At 67.6% G+C, this 15,482-nt stretch carries 16 protein-coding genes; 8 read left to right on the plus strand and 8 right to left on the minus strand.

All coding sequences use genetic code 11. The features are described from left to right. Positions 1-63 precede the first annotated feature (63 nt). Positions 64-459 (plus strand): DoxX family protein, encoded by a 396-nt coding sequence (locus tag HIV01_RS08270; protein ID WP_200609530.1) that lies wholly within the window; start codon positions 64-66, stop codon positions 457-459. A 60-nt stretch (positions 460-519) separates the two neighbouring features. On the opposite strand, the gene dbpA is transcribed toward HIV01_RS08270, so the two are convergent. Next, positions 520-1,908 (minus strand): ATP-dependent RNA helicase DbpA, encoded by a 1,389-nt coding sequence (dbpA, locus tag HIV01_RS08275; RefSeq protein WP_200609532.1) that lies wholly within the window; start codon positions 1,906-1,908, stop codon positions 520-522. Between the two features lie 231 nt (positions 1,909-2,139). On the opposite strand from dbpA, the gene HIV01_RS08280 reads away from it, so the two are divergent. The 3 genes from HIV01_RS08280 (at position 2,140) to HIV01_RS08290 (ending at position 3,991) form a co-directional block, all read left to right on the plus strand. Beyond that, positions 2,140-2,718: a hypothetical protein gene (locus tag HIV01_RS08280; protein ID WP_200609534.1), complete on the plus strand. Its 579-nt coding sequence runs from the start codon at positions 2,140-2,142 to the stop codon at positions 2,716-2,718. 94 nt (positions 2,719-2,812) lie between these two features. Then, complete coding sequence (locus HIV01_RS08285; RefSeq protein WP_200609561.1) at positions 2,813-3,310, plus strand: RNA polymerase sigma factor; 498 nt, start codon at positions 2,813-2,815, stop codon at positions 3,308-3,310. 30 nt (positions 3,311-3,340) lie between these two features. After that, positions 3,341-3,991 (plus strand): hypothetical protein, encoded by a 651-nt coding sequence (locus HIV01_RS08290; RefSeq protein ID WP_200609536.1) that lies wholly within the window; start codon positions 3,341-3,343, stop codon positions 3,989-3,991. Between the two features lie 36 nt (positions 3,992-4,027). Here the strand turns inward: HIV01_RS08290 and HIV01_RS08295 are convergent, their stop codons facing one another. Next, complete coding sequence (locus HIV01_RS08295) at positions 4,028-5,047, minus strand: fatty acid desaturase (RefSeq protein ID WP_200609538.1); 1,020 nt, start codon at positions 5,045-5,047, stop codon at positions 4,028-4,030. Positions 5,048-5,230: 183 nt separating this feature from the next. Between HIV01_RS08295 and HIV01_RS08300 the strand changes: the two genes are divergently transcribed. Both HIV01_RS08300 and HIV01_RS08305 read left to right on the plus strand, forming a co-directional pair. After that, positions 5,231-5,482, plus strand: coding sequence for a GIY-YIG nuclease family protein (locus HIV01_RS08300; protein WP_200609540.1), 252 nt, complete (start codon positions 5,231-5,233; stop codon positions 5,480-5,482). 64 nt (positions 5,483-5,546) lie between these two features. Then, a complete protein-coding gene (locus tag HIV01_RS08305) occupies positions 5,547-5,768 on the plus strand; it encodes an RNA-binding S4 domain-containing protein (protein WP_200609542.1) in 222 nt (73 codons plus the stop codon). Between the two features lie 12 nt (positions 5,769-5,780). On the opposite strand, the gene HIV01_RS08310 is transcribed toward HIV01_RS08305, so the two are convergent. From HIV01_RS08310 to HIV01_RS08320, 3 genes are all read right to left on the minus strand, one after another. Next, positions 5,781-6,929, minus strand: coding sequence for a hypothetical protein (locus HIV01_RS08310; protein ID WP_200609544.1), 1,149 nt, complete (start codon positions 6,927-6,929; stop codon positions 5,781-5,783). Between the two features lie 117 nt (positions 6,930-7,046). Continuing rightward, positions 7,047-8,219 carry a COG3904 family protein gene (locus tag HIV01_RS08315; protein WP_200609546.1) on the minus strand — a complete coding sequence of 391 codons (1,173 nt, stop codon included), beginning with the start codon at positions 8,217-8,219 and terminating at the stop codon, positions 7,047-7,049. 140 nt (positions 8,220-8,359) lie between these two features. After that, positions 8,360-10,045 (minus strand): PQQ-dependent sugar dehydrogenase, encoded by a 1,686-nt coding sequence (locus HIV01_RS08320; protein ID WP_200609548.1) that lies wholly within the window; start codon positions 10,043-10,045, stop codon positions 8,360-8,362. Between the two features lie 269 nt (positions 10,046-10,314). Here HIV01_RS08320 and HIV01_RS08325 point away from each other — a divergent pair, with 269 nt between their 5' ends. Beyond that, positions 10,315-11,634 (plus strand): aminotransferase class V-fold PLP-dependent enzyme, encoded by a 1,320-nt coding sequence (locus HIV01_RS08325; protein ID WP_200609550.1) that lies wholly within the window; start codon positions 10,315-10,317, stop codon positions 11,632-11,634. 6 nt (positions 11,635-11,640) lie between these two features. Here HIV01_RS08325 and HIV01_RS08330 read toward each other — a convergent pair whose 3' ends face one another. Further along, on the minus strand, positions 11,641-12,630 hold the full coding sequence (locus HIV01_RS08330; RefSeq protein WP_200609551.1) for an alpha/beta fold hydrolase: 990 nt from the start codon (positions 12,628-12,630) through the stop codon (positions 11,641-11,643). A 143-nt stretch (positions 12,631-12,773) separates the two neighbouring features. Here HIV01_RS08330 and HIV01_RS08335 point away from each other — a divergent pair, with 143 nt between their 5' ends. Next, positions 12,774-13,592 carry a helix-turn-helix domain-containing protein gene (locus HIV01_RS08335; RefSeq protein WP_245156949.1) on the plus strand — a complete coding sequence of 273 codons (819 nt, stop codon included), beginning with the start codon at positions 12,774-12,776 and terminating at the stop codon, positions 13,590-13,592. Here the strand turns inward: HIV01_RS08335 and HIV01_RS08340 are convergent. Then, positions 13,587-14,273: a GNAT family N-acetyltransferase gene (locus tag HIV01_RS08340; protein ID WP_200609552.1), complete on the minus strand. Its 687-nt coding sequence runs from the start codon at positions 14,271-14,273 to the stop codon at positions 13,587-13,589. The two genes, HIV01_RS08335 and HIV01_RS08340, sit on opposite strands and share 6 nt — an antisense overlap. A 116-nt stretch (positions 14,274-14,389) precedes the next feature. Continuing rightward, positions 14,390-15,430: a helix-turn-helix domain-containing protein gene (locus HIV01_RS08345; RefSeq protein ID WP_200609553.1), complete on the minus strand. Its 1,041-nt coding sequence runs from the start codon at positions 15,428-15,430 to the stop codon at positions 14,390-14,392. Between the last annotated feature and the right edge of the window lie 52 nt (positions 15,431-15,482).

Raw genomic sequence — 15,482 nt, forward strand, 5'->3', positions numbered from 1 at the left:
CTACCGGTCCTGCTCCGTACGATTCGATCCACCCAACCATCCAGCCAGCAAAGGGGTTCCGCCATGAACAGCAGCACCCAGCAAGACATCGGCAAGCTGATCCTGCGTCTCGCAGTGGGCGTACTGGTTTTCCTGCATGGCATCAGCAAGCTGGAAGGTGGCCTCGACGGCATCGTCAAGATGGTCGAGACGCAGGGCTTCCCTGGCTCGTTCGCCTACGGCGTGCTGATCGGCGAAGTACTGGCGCCGCTGCTGATCATCACCGGCTTCTTCTCGCGCATCGGCGGCATCCTGGTCGTGATCAACATGCTGTTCGCGCTCTACCTGGTGCACCTGGGCGACCTGGGCAGGCTCAACGAACAGGGCGGCTGGGCGATCGAACTGCAGATCATGTTCCTGTCCACGGCCGCGGCGGTCGCGCTGCTCGGGCCGGGCAAGTACGCGTTCAACCAGCGCTGAGCTGACCGTGCCCCTCTCCCGCTTGCGGAGAGGGGTTGGAGCAAGGGCAACGCGCGCCGGTCACATCCGGCTGACGCGGAACTTGCGTCCCTTGATCTTGCCTTCGCGCAGCCGCGCCAACGCCGGCGCGGCCTGCGCACGCGCCACGGCGACATACGAGCGCGTGGCGAACACATCGATCTTGCCGACCGCATCGGCCTTGAGACCGGCATCGCCGGTGAGCGCACCGAGGATGTCGCCCGGACGCAGCTTGTCGGTACGTCCGGCATCGATGCGCAGCGTCACCATCGCGGCGGCCGGCACGCCGGAGGCCTTGCCGGCCAGCGGCGTGGCCTTGTACCAGATCAACGGCAGACCCTGGCGCTCCTCGATCTGGCTCGCGCGCGCCTGTTCGCGCGGTCCGCACAGGCTCAGCGCCATGCCCTCGTTGCCGGCACGACCGGTGCGGCCGATGCGATGCACGTAGATGTCCGGATCCGGCGGCATGTCGTAGTTGACGACCATCGCCAGTTCCTTGACGTCGAGCCCGCGCGCAGCGACGTCGCTGGCCACCAGCACCGTGCAGCTGCGGTTGGCAAAGCGCACGAGCACTTCGTCGCGGTCGCGTTGTTCCATGTCGCCATGCAGCGCCAACGCGGTGAAACCGTAGTGCGCCAGCGAGGCGGCGACCTCGTCGACATCGCGGCGCATGTTGCAGAACACCACGCATGATTCGGGCTTGTACTGCAGCAGCAGCGCCGCCAGCAGCGGCGTCTTCTTGGTCTGCTCGGCCTCGTAGAAGCGCTGGTCGATCGCGACATGCTGCTCGTCGCCTTCGACCGTCACTTCCATCGGCTCGCGCAGCAGGCCGCGGCTGATCTCGCGCACCGCTTCGGGGAAGGTCGCCGAGAACAGCAGGCCCTGGCGCGACTTCGGCGTCTTGCCGACGATCTCGCGGATCGGTTCCTCGAAGCCCATGTCGAGCATCCGGTCGGCTTCGTCGAACACCAGCGTGCGCAGTGCCGACAGGTTCAGCGCGCGCTTGCGCAGCAGTTCCTGGATGCGGCCCGGCGTGCCGACCACGACGTGCGGCGCGTGCTCCAGCGAGGCCAGCTGCGGCCCCAGCGGCATGCCGCCGCACAGGATCGACAGCTTCAGGTTGGGAATGGCGAAGGCGAGCTTGCGCAGCTGCTTGCCGACCTGGTCGGCCAGTTCGCGGGTCGGGCACAGCACCAGCGCCTGGGTGGCGCCCTGGGCCGGGTCGAGGCGGTGCAGCAGGCCCAGGCCGAAGGCCGCGGTCTTGCCGCTGCCGGTCGGCGCCTGCGCGATCAGGTCGCGGCCGGCGAGGATCGCCGGCAGGCTGCCGGCCTGCACCGGCGTCATCTTCGTGTAGCCCAGCGCCTGGACGCCCTGCTGCAGGGCCGGGTCCAGGGTCAGGGAGGCGAAATCGTGGGAAAGCGGTTCGTTCATGCCGCCATGATCGCAGCTATCGGCCGAGCACGGACTCGGTGAAGCCACGTCATCCGGGCGGACGCCGGGATCCATCTCGTCCGTCATCCCGGCGAACGCCGGGATCCAGGCCGGCAGAGCAACAGCAAAATGGATCCCGGCGTTCGCCGGGATGACGGTGAGGGCTACGCCGGGATGACGGGCAGGCCCTATGCTGCCGCCATCGGCCCTCGGCCTGCCGGGACGCAGTGCATGACCACCGACCCGCTGTTCACGCACATCCGCATCGTGCTCGGCATCGTCCTCGGCCTGGGCCTGACCACGCTGCTCAAGGGCATGGCCCGCTTCGTCCAGCACCCCGGCCGCGATCACATCTACTGGGTGCACATGGGCTGGGCGATCTCCATGTTCATCCTGCTCGTGCATTTCTGGTGGTGGGAGTTCGGGCTCAGCCACGTCCATCCGTGGAGCTTCGTCGCCTACGCCTTCCTGATCCTGTACGTGGTGGTGCTGTTCCTGCTGTGCACGCTGCTGTTCCCCGACGACCTGGCCGAGTACACCGGCTGGCACGACTACTTCCAGTCCCGCCGCGGCTGGTTCTTCGGGATCATGGCGGTGCTGTACCTGATCGACTTCGGCGACACCCTGATCAAGGGCCACGACTACTACCGCCGATTCAACGTCGAATACCCGATCCGCAACGTGGCGATGATCGGCCTGTGCCTGATCGCGATGAAGGTGCGCTCGGAGACCTTCCACCGCTGCTTCGTCGTCGCCGCGATCGTCTACGAGCTGAGCTGGATCTACCGCCTGTACGACTACCTGGACTAAGGACCGAGGCGCCGGCTGTGACGATTCGCCCCTGCCTGCGAATCACGGGTTCGACCAGGCAATGGACGCATTCGCAATGGAGTACACCGCCATCATGACGGCCGACACAAGGCAGCAGTTCGAGGCCCTGCTCCAGGCTCACCGCGGCATCGTCTTCAAGGTCGCCGCGACCTATGCCAGCCATGCCGAAGACCGCGCCGACCTCGCCCAGGACATTGCCGCGCAGCTATGGCGCGCGTTCCCGGGCTACGACCCGCAGCGCCCGTTCCCGACCTGGATGTACCGGATCGCGCTGAACGTGGCGATTTCGTGGCTGCGCGGCGAAGGCCAGCGCCGCCGTCGCACCGTCTCGCTCGACGACAGCCTCCACGACCTGCCCGACGAGCAAGGCATCGATGTCGAAGCGCGGCAGCGACTGGACGTGTTGCAGCGCTTCATCGCCGCACTCGATCCGATGCACCGCGCCCTGCTCCTGCTCTACCTCGAGGACCGCAGCTATCGCGAGATCGCCGAGATCCTTGGCATCAGCGAAACCAACGTGGCCACCCGCATCAGCCGGCTCAAGCAGCGCATCCGCCAGGACGTGGCATGAGCACGGTGCCCGCAATCGCAAGGAACGACCATGGAACTCGATGAACTCAAACTCGCCTGGCAGACCCTGGACCGCCGCCTGGAGCAGCAGACCGCGCTGAACCTGCAACTGCTTACCGAAACGCGCATCGACAAGGTCCGCTCGCGACTGCGGCCGCTGTGGTTCGGCCAGGTGATCCAGCTGATCGTCGGCGTGCTGCTGACGGTGACGTTCGCCAACTTCTGGATAGCCAACGCCGGCTCACCGGCGCTGCTCGCCAGCGGCCTGCTGATGCATGCCTGGAGCGTGGCGCTGATCATCTCGGCGGTGATGGAGCTGCTGCTGATCACCCGGATCGACTACGCCGGGCCGGTGCTGACGATCCAGAAATCACTGGCGCAGTTGCGGCTGTGGCGCACGCGGGTGTCGCCGTGGCTGGGATTGCCGTTCTGGCTGCTGTGGATGCCGCTGATGGCGATCGCGTTCAAGCAGCTGTTCGGCGCGCAGATGCACGCCAGCGTCTATTACATCGGCATTCCGATCGGCATCGTCGGCATGCTGGCGACGGTGTGGTTCCACTTCTGGGCGCATCGCCCCGAGCGCCGTCATATCGGCGAGGCGATCGATGCCGGCAGTGCCGGGCGCAGCGTCACGCGCGCCCAGCAGTATCTAGACGAGATCGCGCAGTTCGGGAAGGAATGACCGGGCAGGAACGACCTGCCCGGCAAACGCGGGCGGTCAGGCCCTGGCGCGCTGCGGGAAGCCGACCATGCGCTGGGTTTCCTCGCACCACAGCTTGAGGCGGGCGCTGCGCAGGCTGGTCCACATCGTCAGTCGCGGCGCGGCCTGCAGCAGCGGGCTCGACTCGAACGCTTCGCGCAGGCGGTAGTTCGGAATGCGGCTGGCGAGATGGTGGATGTGGTGGTAACCGATGTTGCCGGTGAACCAGTGCACGACCCGCGGCAGGTCGAAGTAGGAACTGCCGGCCACCGCGGCGCGACCGGAATCCCAGTCTTCGCGGCGGGCCCAGTAGGCCTCTTCGAAGGTGTGCTGCACATAGAACAGCCACACGCCCACGGCACCGGCCACCAGCACCACCGGCATGTGCACCATCAGCACGGTGTGCCAGCCGATGCTGAAGCCCAGCGCCAGGAACGCCACCAGCAGCATCAGGTTGTTGAGCAGCACGCTGGCCCATTCCTTCTTCCAGGTGAAGGGAAGATCGAACGGGAAACGGTGCTTGATCACGAACTGGTAGAACGGACCGATGCCCAGCAGCACCGGCGTGCTGCGGTACAGGCGGTAGCCCAGGCGGCGAATGCGCGGCAGCGCGCGGTACTCGGCGACGGTGAGCGTGTCGATGTCGCCCATCTCGCGGCGGTCGAGGTTGCCCGAGGTGCCGTGGTGCACGGCATGGGTCTTCTTCCAGTAGCCGTACGGGAACAGCGTCACCAGTCCCAGGCAGCGGCCGACGATGTCGTTGGCGCGCTGGCTGGCGAAGAACGAACCGTGCCCGCAGTCGTGCTGGATGATGAACATGCGCACGTACAGGCCCGCCGCCGGCAGCACCAGCAGCAGCGTCCAGCCGAAGCCCCAGCCGTCGACCACGCTCCAGGCCATCACTGCCCACAACGCAAGGAATGGAACCAGGGTGTTGATCAGTTGCCACACGGCGCGGCCGAGGTGCGGGCGGGCGAAGCGGGCGCAAAGCTGGCGAAGGGTTGCGGCGGTGGGTGACGCGGAGGCTGTGGCGCTCAAGGCACTTCTCGGTGTGGACGATGCATTGTGGGTGCGCGCCATGACAGCCACAATGACGTGCGCATGCGTATGGTCATCGGTCATGCTCCGAACTGCGACCGCGACTGCAGTGGCGACCCCGCCTGGCGGGTACCCACGCGCCCGCTCGCCAGCGCGACCGCTCCTACGCTAGGCTGCGGCCCCATGAACGCCTGGTATGTCTATCTGCTGGAATGCCGCGACGGCAGCCTGTACACGGGCATCACCACCGACGTTGCGCGCCGTTATGCCGAGCATGAAGCCGGCAAGGGCGCCCGATATACCCGAGCACGACCGCCGGTTCGCCTGCTCGCGCAATTCCCCTACCCCGATCGCGCAACCGCCAGCCGGGCCGAATACGCCATCAAACAGCTGCGCCCGGAGCAGAAACGCGCGCTCTGCGCCGGTGCCCCATAACCGCCAGCCATTGCGCAACGCCGGCGGCGCTGCGACCCTGACCGCCCTTCCCCGCGCCATCGCCATGCAACAGATCGAATTCGAACTCGACCGCGACCACGTCGAACTCAACCAGCTGCTCAAGCTGGTCGGGCTGTGCGACAGCGGCGGCGCCGGCAAGGCGATCGTCGCCAGCGGCGCGGTCAGCGTCGACGGCGCGGTCGAACTGCGCAAGACCTGCAAGATCCACGCCGGCCAGGTCGTAACGATCGAAGACGTCGAGATCCATGTAATCCACGCCGCTTGAAGGCGGGCGCGCTCACGCCAGCGCCGAGAATATTTTCCCCAGCAGCTCCTTCAACGGCATCCTCATCAGGATGACCGGCAGCAGCGGCAACGCCGCCGCGAGCGCGAACTGGGTCAACAGGAAACGCTGCAGCGGAATCGTCCCCATCTGCTTGACCGTGGCGTAGACCCCGGTCAGGTCGCACAACGCCGACGAGTCGCCGGCTTCGAGGATGGGCGAGGCACCGCCGCGGGCGCGCCCGAGCCATCGCTGTTCAAAGCCTTCCGAGCAGTCGGTACCCAGCGCGCCGTAGGCCAGCAGGCTGTTGCGCTTGAGCGCCGCCAGCCGTGGCACCAGCAGCAGCAGCGGCGCCACCATCAGCGCCACGCCCATCACGACCCAGCCGGCCATGATGAAACGCAGGCTCTTGAGCTCGGCACCGTAGTACTGGACGTCCAGCGCCAGCGTGCCGGCCAGCGAGATGCCACCGACCAGCGGCAGCACCAGGAATGCAGTCTGCGCATAACCCAGGAACGCCAGCCCGCCACGGCCGTCGGGATGGGCGGCATGCAGGTCCAGGTTGAAGCGCGAGAAACGCAGCAGCAGGAGCGTCCACAGCGCCAGGCGCCAGAACCACAACAGCACGAGGAAGCGGATGACCGGCATCGCCACCCATTGCAGCCAGATCGCAGCAAAGCTCATCTCGCTGGCACTGCCTTTCCAATCGGTGACGTTGTCCAGCAGGCCCAGCACCGGGATCGCGTACGAGGCAATGATGGACAGCGCGAACAGCACCAGCTCAGGCGTGTTGGCATCGCGCCAGCGCCGCATCTGCGCCAGCACTTCTTCAAAGCGGTCGCGGTCGGTGGCATCGACCAGGTCCTGCAGGTGCTTGATCGCGCGCCACAGGCGTTCGTCGGCCATCGGTGCCGCCAGCACGAGCAGCGGTACGGCGATCAGGAACCGCGCCCAGATCGAATAGTCATGCAGCAATGGAATGGTGACGCCGTCGACGAGCGTGCCATCGCGCGCCGCGGCCACCACCATCGGCACCAGGATGATCAGGACGAGCACGACGGCCACCAGCGGCGCGAGCTTGCGCTGGGCGCGGCTGAGACCGCTGATCCTGGAAACGCGGTACACCAGGCCGCCACGCAGCAAGGAATAACGCAGATCACTCATCGCCGAGCCCTCCGGCGCGTCCGGTATGCGCGCCGGGGCATCGTGCCGTGGGTGATGTGATGGCCGGCTCACGTGGCCGCCGGCACGGCCCATTCGATCAGGCGTGCGCGGCTGCGATCAGCTCTCGCCTGCCTTCGGCTTGGGCGACTGCTGCGACACGCCGTCAGGCTTGCTGGCGCCCGGGACCAGCGCCGTCCCCGGATCGAACTCCGACAGCGGGCTCTCCGCCGGGCAGGCCTGGTCGGGGAAGCCGTAATCCTTGCGCAGGTTGAGACCGCAGGTATTGAGCGCGTCCAGGTCGGTGTTGGGCGTCTTGCAGCGCTTGTCGAAGGCACGCACGAACGAATCGCGGCGGCTGACGAAGTCCTCGCCGCACTTGCGCATCAGACGCAGGCGGTCGAGGTCGTCCTGGGCCGGATTGACGCCGTCCAGTCCGTACAACTCCAGCTCCTCGACCGTGAGCAGGCGCAGGCCGCGGTTGGGCACGGCCATCATCAGGTCGGCGACCGCGGTCGCCGCGCCGTTGCGCTCGAGGTAGTCACGCACGCGCTCGTACACCACGCGCAGCTCGGCATTGAGCTCCGCGCGCGTGGTCGCGGTCGAACTCATGCGGATGATGCGATGGATGCCGACCTGGCCGGCGATCATGCGGGTGTCGCCGGCGCTGAGGATGAACACGCAGGCGCTGTGGCAGATCGCGCCCTCGCGCACCCAGATCGTCCAGCGCGACTCGGCGATGAAATCGCCGGCCTTGATCGCATCCTCGACCTGGCCACCGGCCGAGTCGACGTCGAGCACGCGCTTGTGGATGCCCAGTTCGTTGGCGACATGGGTGACGCGTTCGACCAGCGAGCCGAATTCGGCGGTGATCTTGCCCTTGTAGCGCAGGCGCGCGACGCCGCGCTCCACGCACGGCTGCAGCGCTTCGCGCAGGCCGGCCTGGTCGAACTTCGCCAGCACGTTGCCGTCGCCCAGCGCGGCGTAGTCCAGCTCGCAACTGATCGATGCCTCGCCCGAAGTCAGCTCCAGCGTCGACCAGTCGATCGGCGCTTCCTCGCTGCTGGCCTTGGCCGTTTCACGCACGCTGGTCTTGGCCTTGCGCGGCGAAGTCGCCGGCTCGGCCGGGACCGGGGGCACCTTGACCGGCGCGGTGCTGATCGCACCGCCTTCCTGCGGGCTGTTCACCTCTTCGATGACCATGCCCGAGTGGGTCGCCGGCTCGGCCTGCTGGCAGGCGGCCAGCGCGAGGCACAACAGCAACGGCCAGGAGTGCGTGATGATCTGTCGCAAGGAAATCCCGCTTAGTGTTCAGTCAATGAATGCGCGCCCGCAGCGCACGTATACACAAGGATACGATGCGCGGGCTGACTGTCGGCCTAGTGTGGCACCAGGCACATGCGGAGCGACATTGGCGGGCCTCGAAGGCCCGGCTACGGCTGGACTCCCTGCGGCAGCGGGACGACGGCGCCGTCACGCCCGCCCATCCGACTGGACATCCCCTGGCGCAGCACCTGTTGCGGCGTCATCTGCGAGGCCACGAACGGCAATCCGAGCACCACCGTCTCGATGACGAAGATCTCGCCATCGAAATCGACCAGGTACACCTGGCCGCTGCTGTCGGCATTGATGCTGACGATGTTGGTGAGCGCACCTGCGTCGGGGGTGAAGTCGCCGTTGCGCAAGGTGAACTCGTTCGCCTGCAGCGTCGTGCCCGGCACCAGCCGCGAGATCGGCAGCGACCAGATATTGGGACGCACGAAGTCGGCGAAAATGTACTCGCCGATCAGCGACTCGACTGCGCCGCGATAGACCAGGCCACCGGTCACCGACAAGCCGTTGACCGGTCCGGTGCCGTGCGAGTACTGCGCCACCGGCGGCGTCAGTCCCGTGGTCGGCCCGCCGCGGAACGGCACGGTGCCCTCGAGGATCGGCCAGCCGAAGTTGGCGCCGCCGTCACTGGGCCGCATCAGGTCGATCTCCTCGATCGCGCCCTGGCCGACATCGCCGATCAGCAGGTTGCCGGTTTGCGGGTCGAAGTTGTTGCGGAATGGATTGCGCAGCCCGTACGCCCAGACTTCGGGCGCGCCGCCGGAAGTGATGAACGGATTGCCTGCGGGGATCGCGTAGTCGCGGTCGGGCTCGGAGGGGAATGCGTCGCTGGCCGGGTTCACGCGCAGGATCTTGCCCAGCAGCGTGTTGGTGTTCTGGCCGTTGTTATCCGGGTCGCCGCTACCGCCGCCATCGCCGGTGGCGATGTAGAGCATGCCGTCCGGACCGAAGCCGATCCAGCCGCCGTTGTGGTTGTTGCGCGGGTGTGGCACGCGCAGGATGGCGTCGCCGCTGGTCGGGTCGGCGCGGTTGAGGTCACCGGCAACGGTTTGGTAGCGCCGCACTTCCAGCGTCCCGTCGGGCGCAGTCACGAAGATGTAGAAGCGGCCGCTGGTGAAGAAATCCGGCGCCGTCGCGAAGCCCAGCAGGCCACGCTCGCCGTCGATCGAGATGGTTCCGGCGATGTCGAGGAACGGCGCGGCCGTGATCGCACCGTTTGCGGTCATGATGCGGATGCGGCCCTCGCGTTCGACCACGAACAGGCGTCCGCTGCTGTCGGGCACCGGCGCCAGGAAGATCGGGAAGTTCAGTCCGCTGGCGACCCGCCGCACCCGGAATGCAGCGCCGCGCACATCGGTGACGGTGACCGACAGCGCCTGCGTCACGCTGGCGATTCCGTCGCTGGCGGCGAGGGTCACCAGGTAGACATTGTCGCCATTGGCGTCGACGGGGTTCTCGAAGTCCGGCGCGGTGACGAATGACAGTCCGCCTTGCGCGGTGATGCGCAAGCGCGCCTGGTCGGCGCCGCCAGCGAGCGAGAACGTGATGGGATTTGAATCGGCGTCGCTAGCGGTGGCCGTGTAGAAGACCGACGTGGTGTCTTCGGGAACGGTCGCAGTAGCGCCCGACGTGAACACCGGTGGCCGGTTTGCCGGCGTGGCCGGCGGCGCGACAACGGCGCGCGGACTGCCGCCACCGCCGCCACAGGCAGTCAGCAGGGCGACAAGAATTGCAACCAGGGCCGGGGCAAGCCACGCCCGCAATGCACGTCGTCCGCTCTGCACCATTGCGCTGCTCCTCCGTGTCCCCGCGAAGGACCGCGATGGTCCGAGGCGGTCCCGCGCCGAAGAGGCTGGCAGAACTCGTGCCGCCCGGGCGTGAAGAGGCACGTCACGGCTGCCGGACGGTCGCCTCCTCCGACCCGCGGTCCAGGCGCCGTTTTTCCCGCCGCATCGCGTTTGACGGATGGGTGCGCCGGGATCCGCGCATTGACCTGATCTGAACCCGACCCGGCGCAGGCTGCGCCGGTCGCGTGTGATCCATACCGGAGACCGCCATGAGCCCCCAGGTTTCGCGCCGCCAGTTCCTGGCAATTCCCGCTGCAGTCGGCGCCGCCGCGCTCCTTCCCGCCGGCCTGCTTGGCGCGCTGGCGCGCGAAACGCCCGCCCTGCCCGACCTGTCGGACTGGACCAGGGTGCGCGCCCAGTTCGTCCTCGATCCGGCCTACGCCCATTTCGCCAGCTTCTTCATCGCCAGCCACCCGGCGCCGGTGCGCGAGGCGATCGAGGCCTACCGCCGCTCCATCGACCAGAACCCGTTCCTGGTCGTCGAGCAGGGCCTGTTCGAGGACGAGGCGCACAACGTCCCGCTGCAGGTGCAAAAGACCATTGCCGCCTATCTCGGCGGCCAGCCCGACCAGGTCTGCCTCACCCGCAGCACGACCGAAAGCCTCGCGCTGGTCTACCACGGCCTTCCGCTCAAGTCCGGCGACGACGTTCTCACCACCGTCCACGACCACTACTCGCACCACGAGTCGATCCGCCTGGCTTGCGAGCGCAGTGGCGCGGGCATGCGCAAGATCACCTTGTTCGACGATTCGGCGAAGGCCAGCACCGACCAATTGATCGCGCGCCTGTTGAAGGGCGTGCAACCCAACACGCGCGTGGTCGGCCTGACCTGGGTGCACTCCAGCACCGGCATCCGCCTGCCGATTCGCCAACTCGCCGCCGCCCTCAAGGCAAAGCATCCGGACGTGCTGCTGGTGGTCGATGGCGTGCATGGCATCGGCGCGGCCGACGAGACCATCGCCACGATGGGTGCCGATTACTTCTGCGGCGGATGCCACAAGTGGATGTTCGCGCCGCGCGGCACGGCACTGGTCTGGGCCAATGCCGACAACTGGGCGCGCCTGCGTCCGACCATCCCGACTTTCAGCGAATGGGAGTCGTACAACGCCTGGGCAGAGAACCGCGATCCGAAGACGCCCAGCAACGCCGCGCGCATGAGTCCTGGTGGTTTCCATGCCTTCGAGCATCAGTGGGCGATGGCCGCCGCGTTCCAGATGCACCAGGCGATGGGACGGCAACGCGTCGCATCGCGCATTTCCAGCCTCAACGACCAGCTCAAGAAGAACCTCGCGCAGAACCGCAGGATCCGGATCCACACGCCGATGTCGGCGGACCTGTCGGCGGGACTGGTCGCGTTCGAGATCGAAGGCGTCAAGACCGAGGACGTGGTCAAGCGCCTGCTGGAGCGGAAGATCATCGCAAGCAGCAGTCCGTACGCCGTCAGCTACCCGCGCCTGGCACCAAGCCTGGTCAACACACCGGAGGAAGTGGACCGCGCCGCGCGCGCGGTCCATGAACTCGCTTCCTGATGCGGGCTAGACACCCCACAGCGCGCGCGCTTCCTCGGCAATGACGTCCGGGAATTCTTCCGGGAAGAACAGCTTCGCGCCATCGATGCGGCGCACGCCGCGCGAATTGCCAAAGCTGCGATCCAGATGCTCGGCGCCGCGCTCGGAGAAGATGCTGTCGCCGGTGCCCCAGATGATCCGCGTCGGTCCTTCGAAGCGTGCCAGATCCGGGCCGATGCCTTGCAGCCAGTTGCGGTCAAGGCCGATCGCGTAGGCGTGGGTGCGGTCGGCGTTGCGGACCAGCGGACCGAGGTAGGTGTCGACGGCCTCGTCGGTGGGATGGGACGGATAGGTGAACGTCTGTCCGCCCAGCCCTTGCGGCGAGCGCGCCAGCGCCTTGTCGGCCAGCCACGGCGCCAGCCATTCCTGGACGAACCTGCCCTGCCTGGCCAACTCCAGCACCGGTAGCAGCGCCGGCGGCGGACATTCGATCTCCGAGTCGCAGTTGGTCAGCAGCAGCGTGCGCACCCGCTGCGGATAGCGTGCAAGGAACAGCTGCGCTGCCTGGCCGCCGCTGTCGTTGGCGATCACATCGACGCTGTCGATGCCGAGGCGATCGAGCAGGTCGGCCAGCATCGCCACCTGCGCATCGGGCGCCACGCTCTGGCCGGGCGCGACCTCGGTATTGCCCAGGCCGAGGAAGTCCGGCGCGATGCAGCGGCGGTACGGCGACAGTCGCTGCAACGCGCCACGCCACTGGTACCCGTTGAGCGGGAATCCGTGCAGGAACAACGCAGCCTCGCCGCTGCCGCGTTCGGCATAGGCGATGTTGCCGAACGGCGTCTTGATGAAGCGGCTGGCAGCGCGGAACGCCGCCGCGGCGATGGCATCTTCGCCGCCGGCCGCGACCGTAGCCGAAGAAGCGCCGGGCCGTGCGGCCAATGCCGATGCAACTCCACCCAGCGCGCCTGCCGCCAGCGTGCCCATGGCCATCGAGAGGAACTGCCTGCGAAGCATGATCGTCATCTCCACGGGGCCGATCCCCGCCTGTGTGGCAAATGATTCGCCTGGCAGGGCATGCGATCAACGAAGTCACAGGTCATGACGTCATGACCTGCGAGGTCATGGAACTGTGCGCGACCCGGTCGTATCCTGCGGCCGTGAACAACCTTTCCCACCCGCTGTCCCGCCCGCAGCTGGGCGCCCTGCTGCGCGAATGGCGCGCGGCGCGGCGCCTGAGCCAGCTCGACCTGGCGCTCGATGCCGGCATCTCGCCGCGCCACCTCAGCTGCATCGAAACCGGCAAGGCGCAGCCCAGCCGCGATGTGGTCACGCGCCTGGCCGATGCGCTCGACATGCCGTTGCGCGAACGCAATGCGCTGCTGGTCGCGGCCGGGTTCGCACCGCGCTATCCGGAAACCGCGCTGGCGACGCCGGAGCTTGCCCAGGTCCGCCGCGCGATCGAGTTCATCCTCGCCCAGCAGGAGCCCTACCCCGCCTTCGTCCTCAATCGCCGCTGGGACGTGCTGATGGCCAATGACGCCGCGTTGCGCGTCAACGGTTACGTGATGCACGGCCGTGCCAGCGCGCACCGCAACATGATCCGGCAGATCTTCGATCCGGCCGACCTGCGCGCGGCGGTGGCGAACTGGGAAGAAGTGGCCGGCGACCTGATCCACCATCTCCATGCCGAAGTGGCGGCCGCGCCGTCGGACCTGGAAGCGCGCGCACTGCTCGATGACGTACTGGCCTACCCCGGCGTTCCTGCCCGCTGGCGCAGGCGCGACCTCGATACCGCGCCGGCGCCGCTGCTGACGACCGTACTGCAGCGCGACGACCGGCAACTGCGCTTCTTCTCGACCATCACCGCGTTCGGCACGCCGCGTGACGTGACCCTGGACGAGCTGCGCATCGAGTGCTGCTTCCCGGTAGACGAGGCGACCGTGCAGCTGTGTCGCGAACTGGCTGCGAACCTATAAGGGCGCGGCCCGGCGCAGCGACCAGAAGCCGATGTCGCGGCGATCGCGATAACCGCCGCGCTCGTACAGCTGCTTGGCGCGATGGTTCTCGTGGGCGACATGCAGGAACGGGGTTCGTCCGCGATCGAGCACGTCGTTGCTCAGCCACGCCAGCAGGTGGCGCGCATAGCCGCGGCCGTTGAAGTCCGGATGCGTGCACACCGCGCTGATTTCCTGGAACTCGTCCATGCCCATGCGCTCGCCGATGATGGCCGCCAGGCGCCCGTCCTGGTAGATGCCGAAGTAGCGGCCCAGGTCCATGGTGTGCGGACGGAAGTAGTGCGGATACACCAGCGCGGTGAGTTCGAGCACGTCCTGCCGGTGCGCCTCGCCCAGTTCCATGATCGGCGGTCCTTCCACCTCGGCCATGTGCTGCGGGCATTCCATCTGCGCCAGCATCGCCAGTTTGTCCAGGCGCCAGCCGTCGGCCACGGCCGGCGTCACGCCGAGCAGCAGCACGGTGTCGTCGGGCGGAACCAGTTGCGCCAGCGCCGCGCCGACATCGACGCCGTCGGCGGCAACGCCGAGGAACGGCGCCACCTGCGCCGGGTAGCGGGCTACATCACCGGTGCGGATTGCCAGGTCGCGATGGCGGCTGCGCAGCGATTCCCAGATCGGGTTGTCGAGGACATGGTCGGCCATACCCGGATGCAACCAGAGATCGACACGCCGGGCAAGACCGGCCAGTCCCGGATGCAACCAGAGATCGACACGCCGGGCAAGACCGGCCAGTCCCGGTCAGGTGCGACCTGCGTCACTCATGACGAAATCACCGGTCTCCGGCGACCACCTCCGGCATCTCGCAGCGCGCTCCTGAACTGGGTGGCGTTGGTACCGCTCTTGGCGCGGAACGCGCGGGCGAAGCTGCAGGCATTGTCGAAACCGCAGGATTCGGCGATCTCGGTGATGTCCATCGAAGTCGTCTCGAGCAGGTCGTAGGCGCGCTCGATGCGCAGTCGCGAGGCCGCCGTCTGCACGCTCTCGCCGTAGAGCTCGTGGAACGACTTCGACAGGTACCACAGCGAGTAATTGCTGATGGCCATGATCTCGCTCATCCGCACCATCCGGTGGGCGTTGCCTTCCAGGTACAGGCGCGCGCGCTGCAGGCGGTTGAACAGGCGCCGCTTGCGCGTGCGCGAGTGCCCCGGGCAGTGGCCGAGCGCGGCGACGTGGCGGGCCTGCACCGCCGACATGTGCAGGATCAGCGGCCGCAGCGCCCGCACCAGGGTGCGGTCGGGAACGCGCTCGTGCGCCTGCAGCACGCGCACCGCGCCGTGCCAGAGCCGCAGCGCGAGGATGCGATCGCGCAACGTCATCGTGCCCTTGCCGACGAACAGGTAGGCATCCTGGAGCAGCGGCATCAGGTCGGCCGGAACGACCAGGGCCAGGGTCAGGCCGTTCTGGTCGGCCTGTACCTCCGGCGCCGAATCGGCGTCGAGGGCGATCCACGCCCCCGTACGCAGCCGGAACGTGCCCTCGGCCGCATGCACCTGGGCGCTGCCGCGGATCTGCATCCACAGCGAGAACGAGGGCCGCGTCAGCGCGATGCTGCCGAGCCTGGACACGGCGGCCCAGCACACCCGTGCCGGAGCATCGGCACCAGCCACGGGGACGGCCGCGCTGATCTCGCGGAACTGGCCGTCATGGGCCCAGACCCGATGCGGTGACAGCGGCATTGTGGCGGCCGCGGGGACCGGTCGCATGCCTGTGGCCGGTTCGGCGTATCGCGACGCCAGGGCATCGACCGGCAGGGTGGCTTGCATCGACAGCACTTGCATCGAAAGCCGCGAACTGGCCATGGCACCTCTCCGTGTAGGGTGCCCTGATTTGCCGATTACGCGGTTCTGATGT

The organism is Lysobacter arenosi (assembly GCF_016613475.2).
Taxonomy (GTDB): Bacteria; Pseudomonadota; Gammaproteobacteria; order Xanthomonadales; family Xanthomonadaceae; genus Lysobacter_J; species Lysobacter_J arenosi.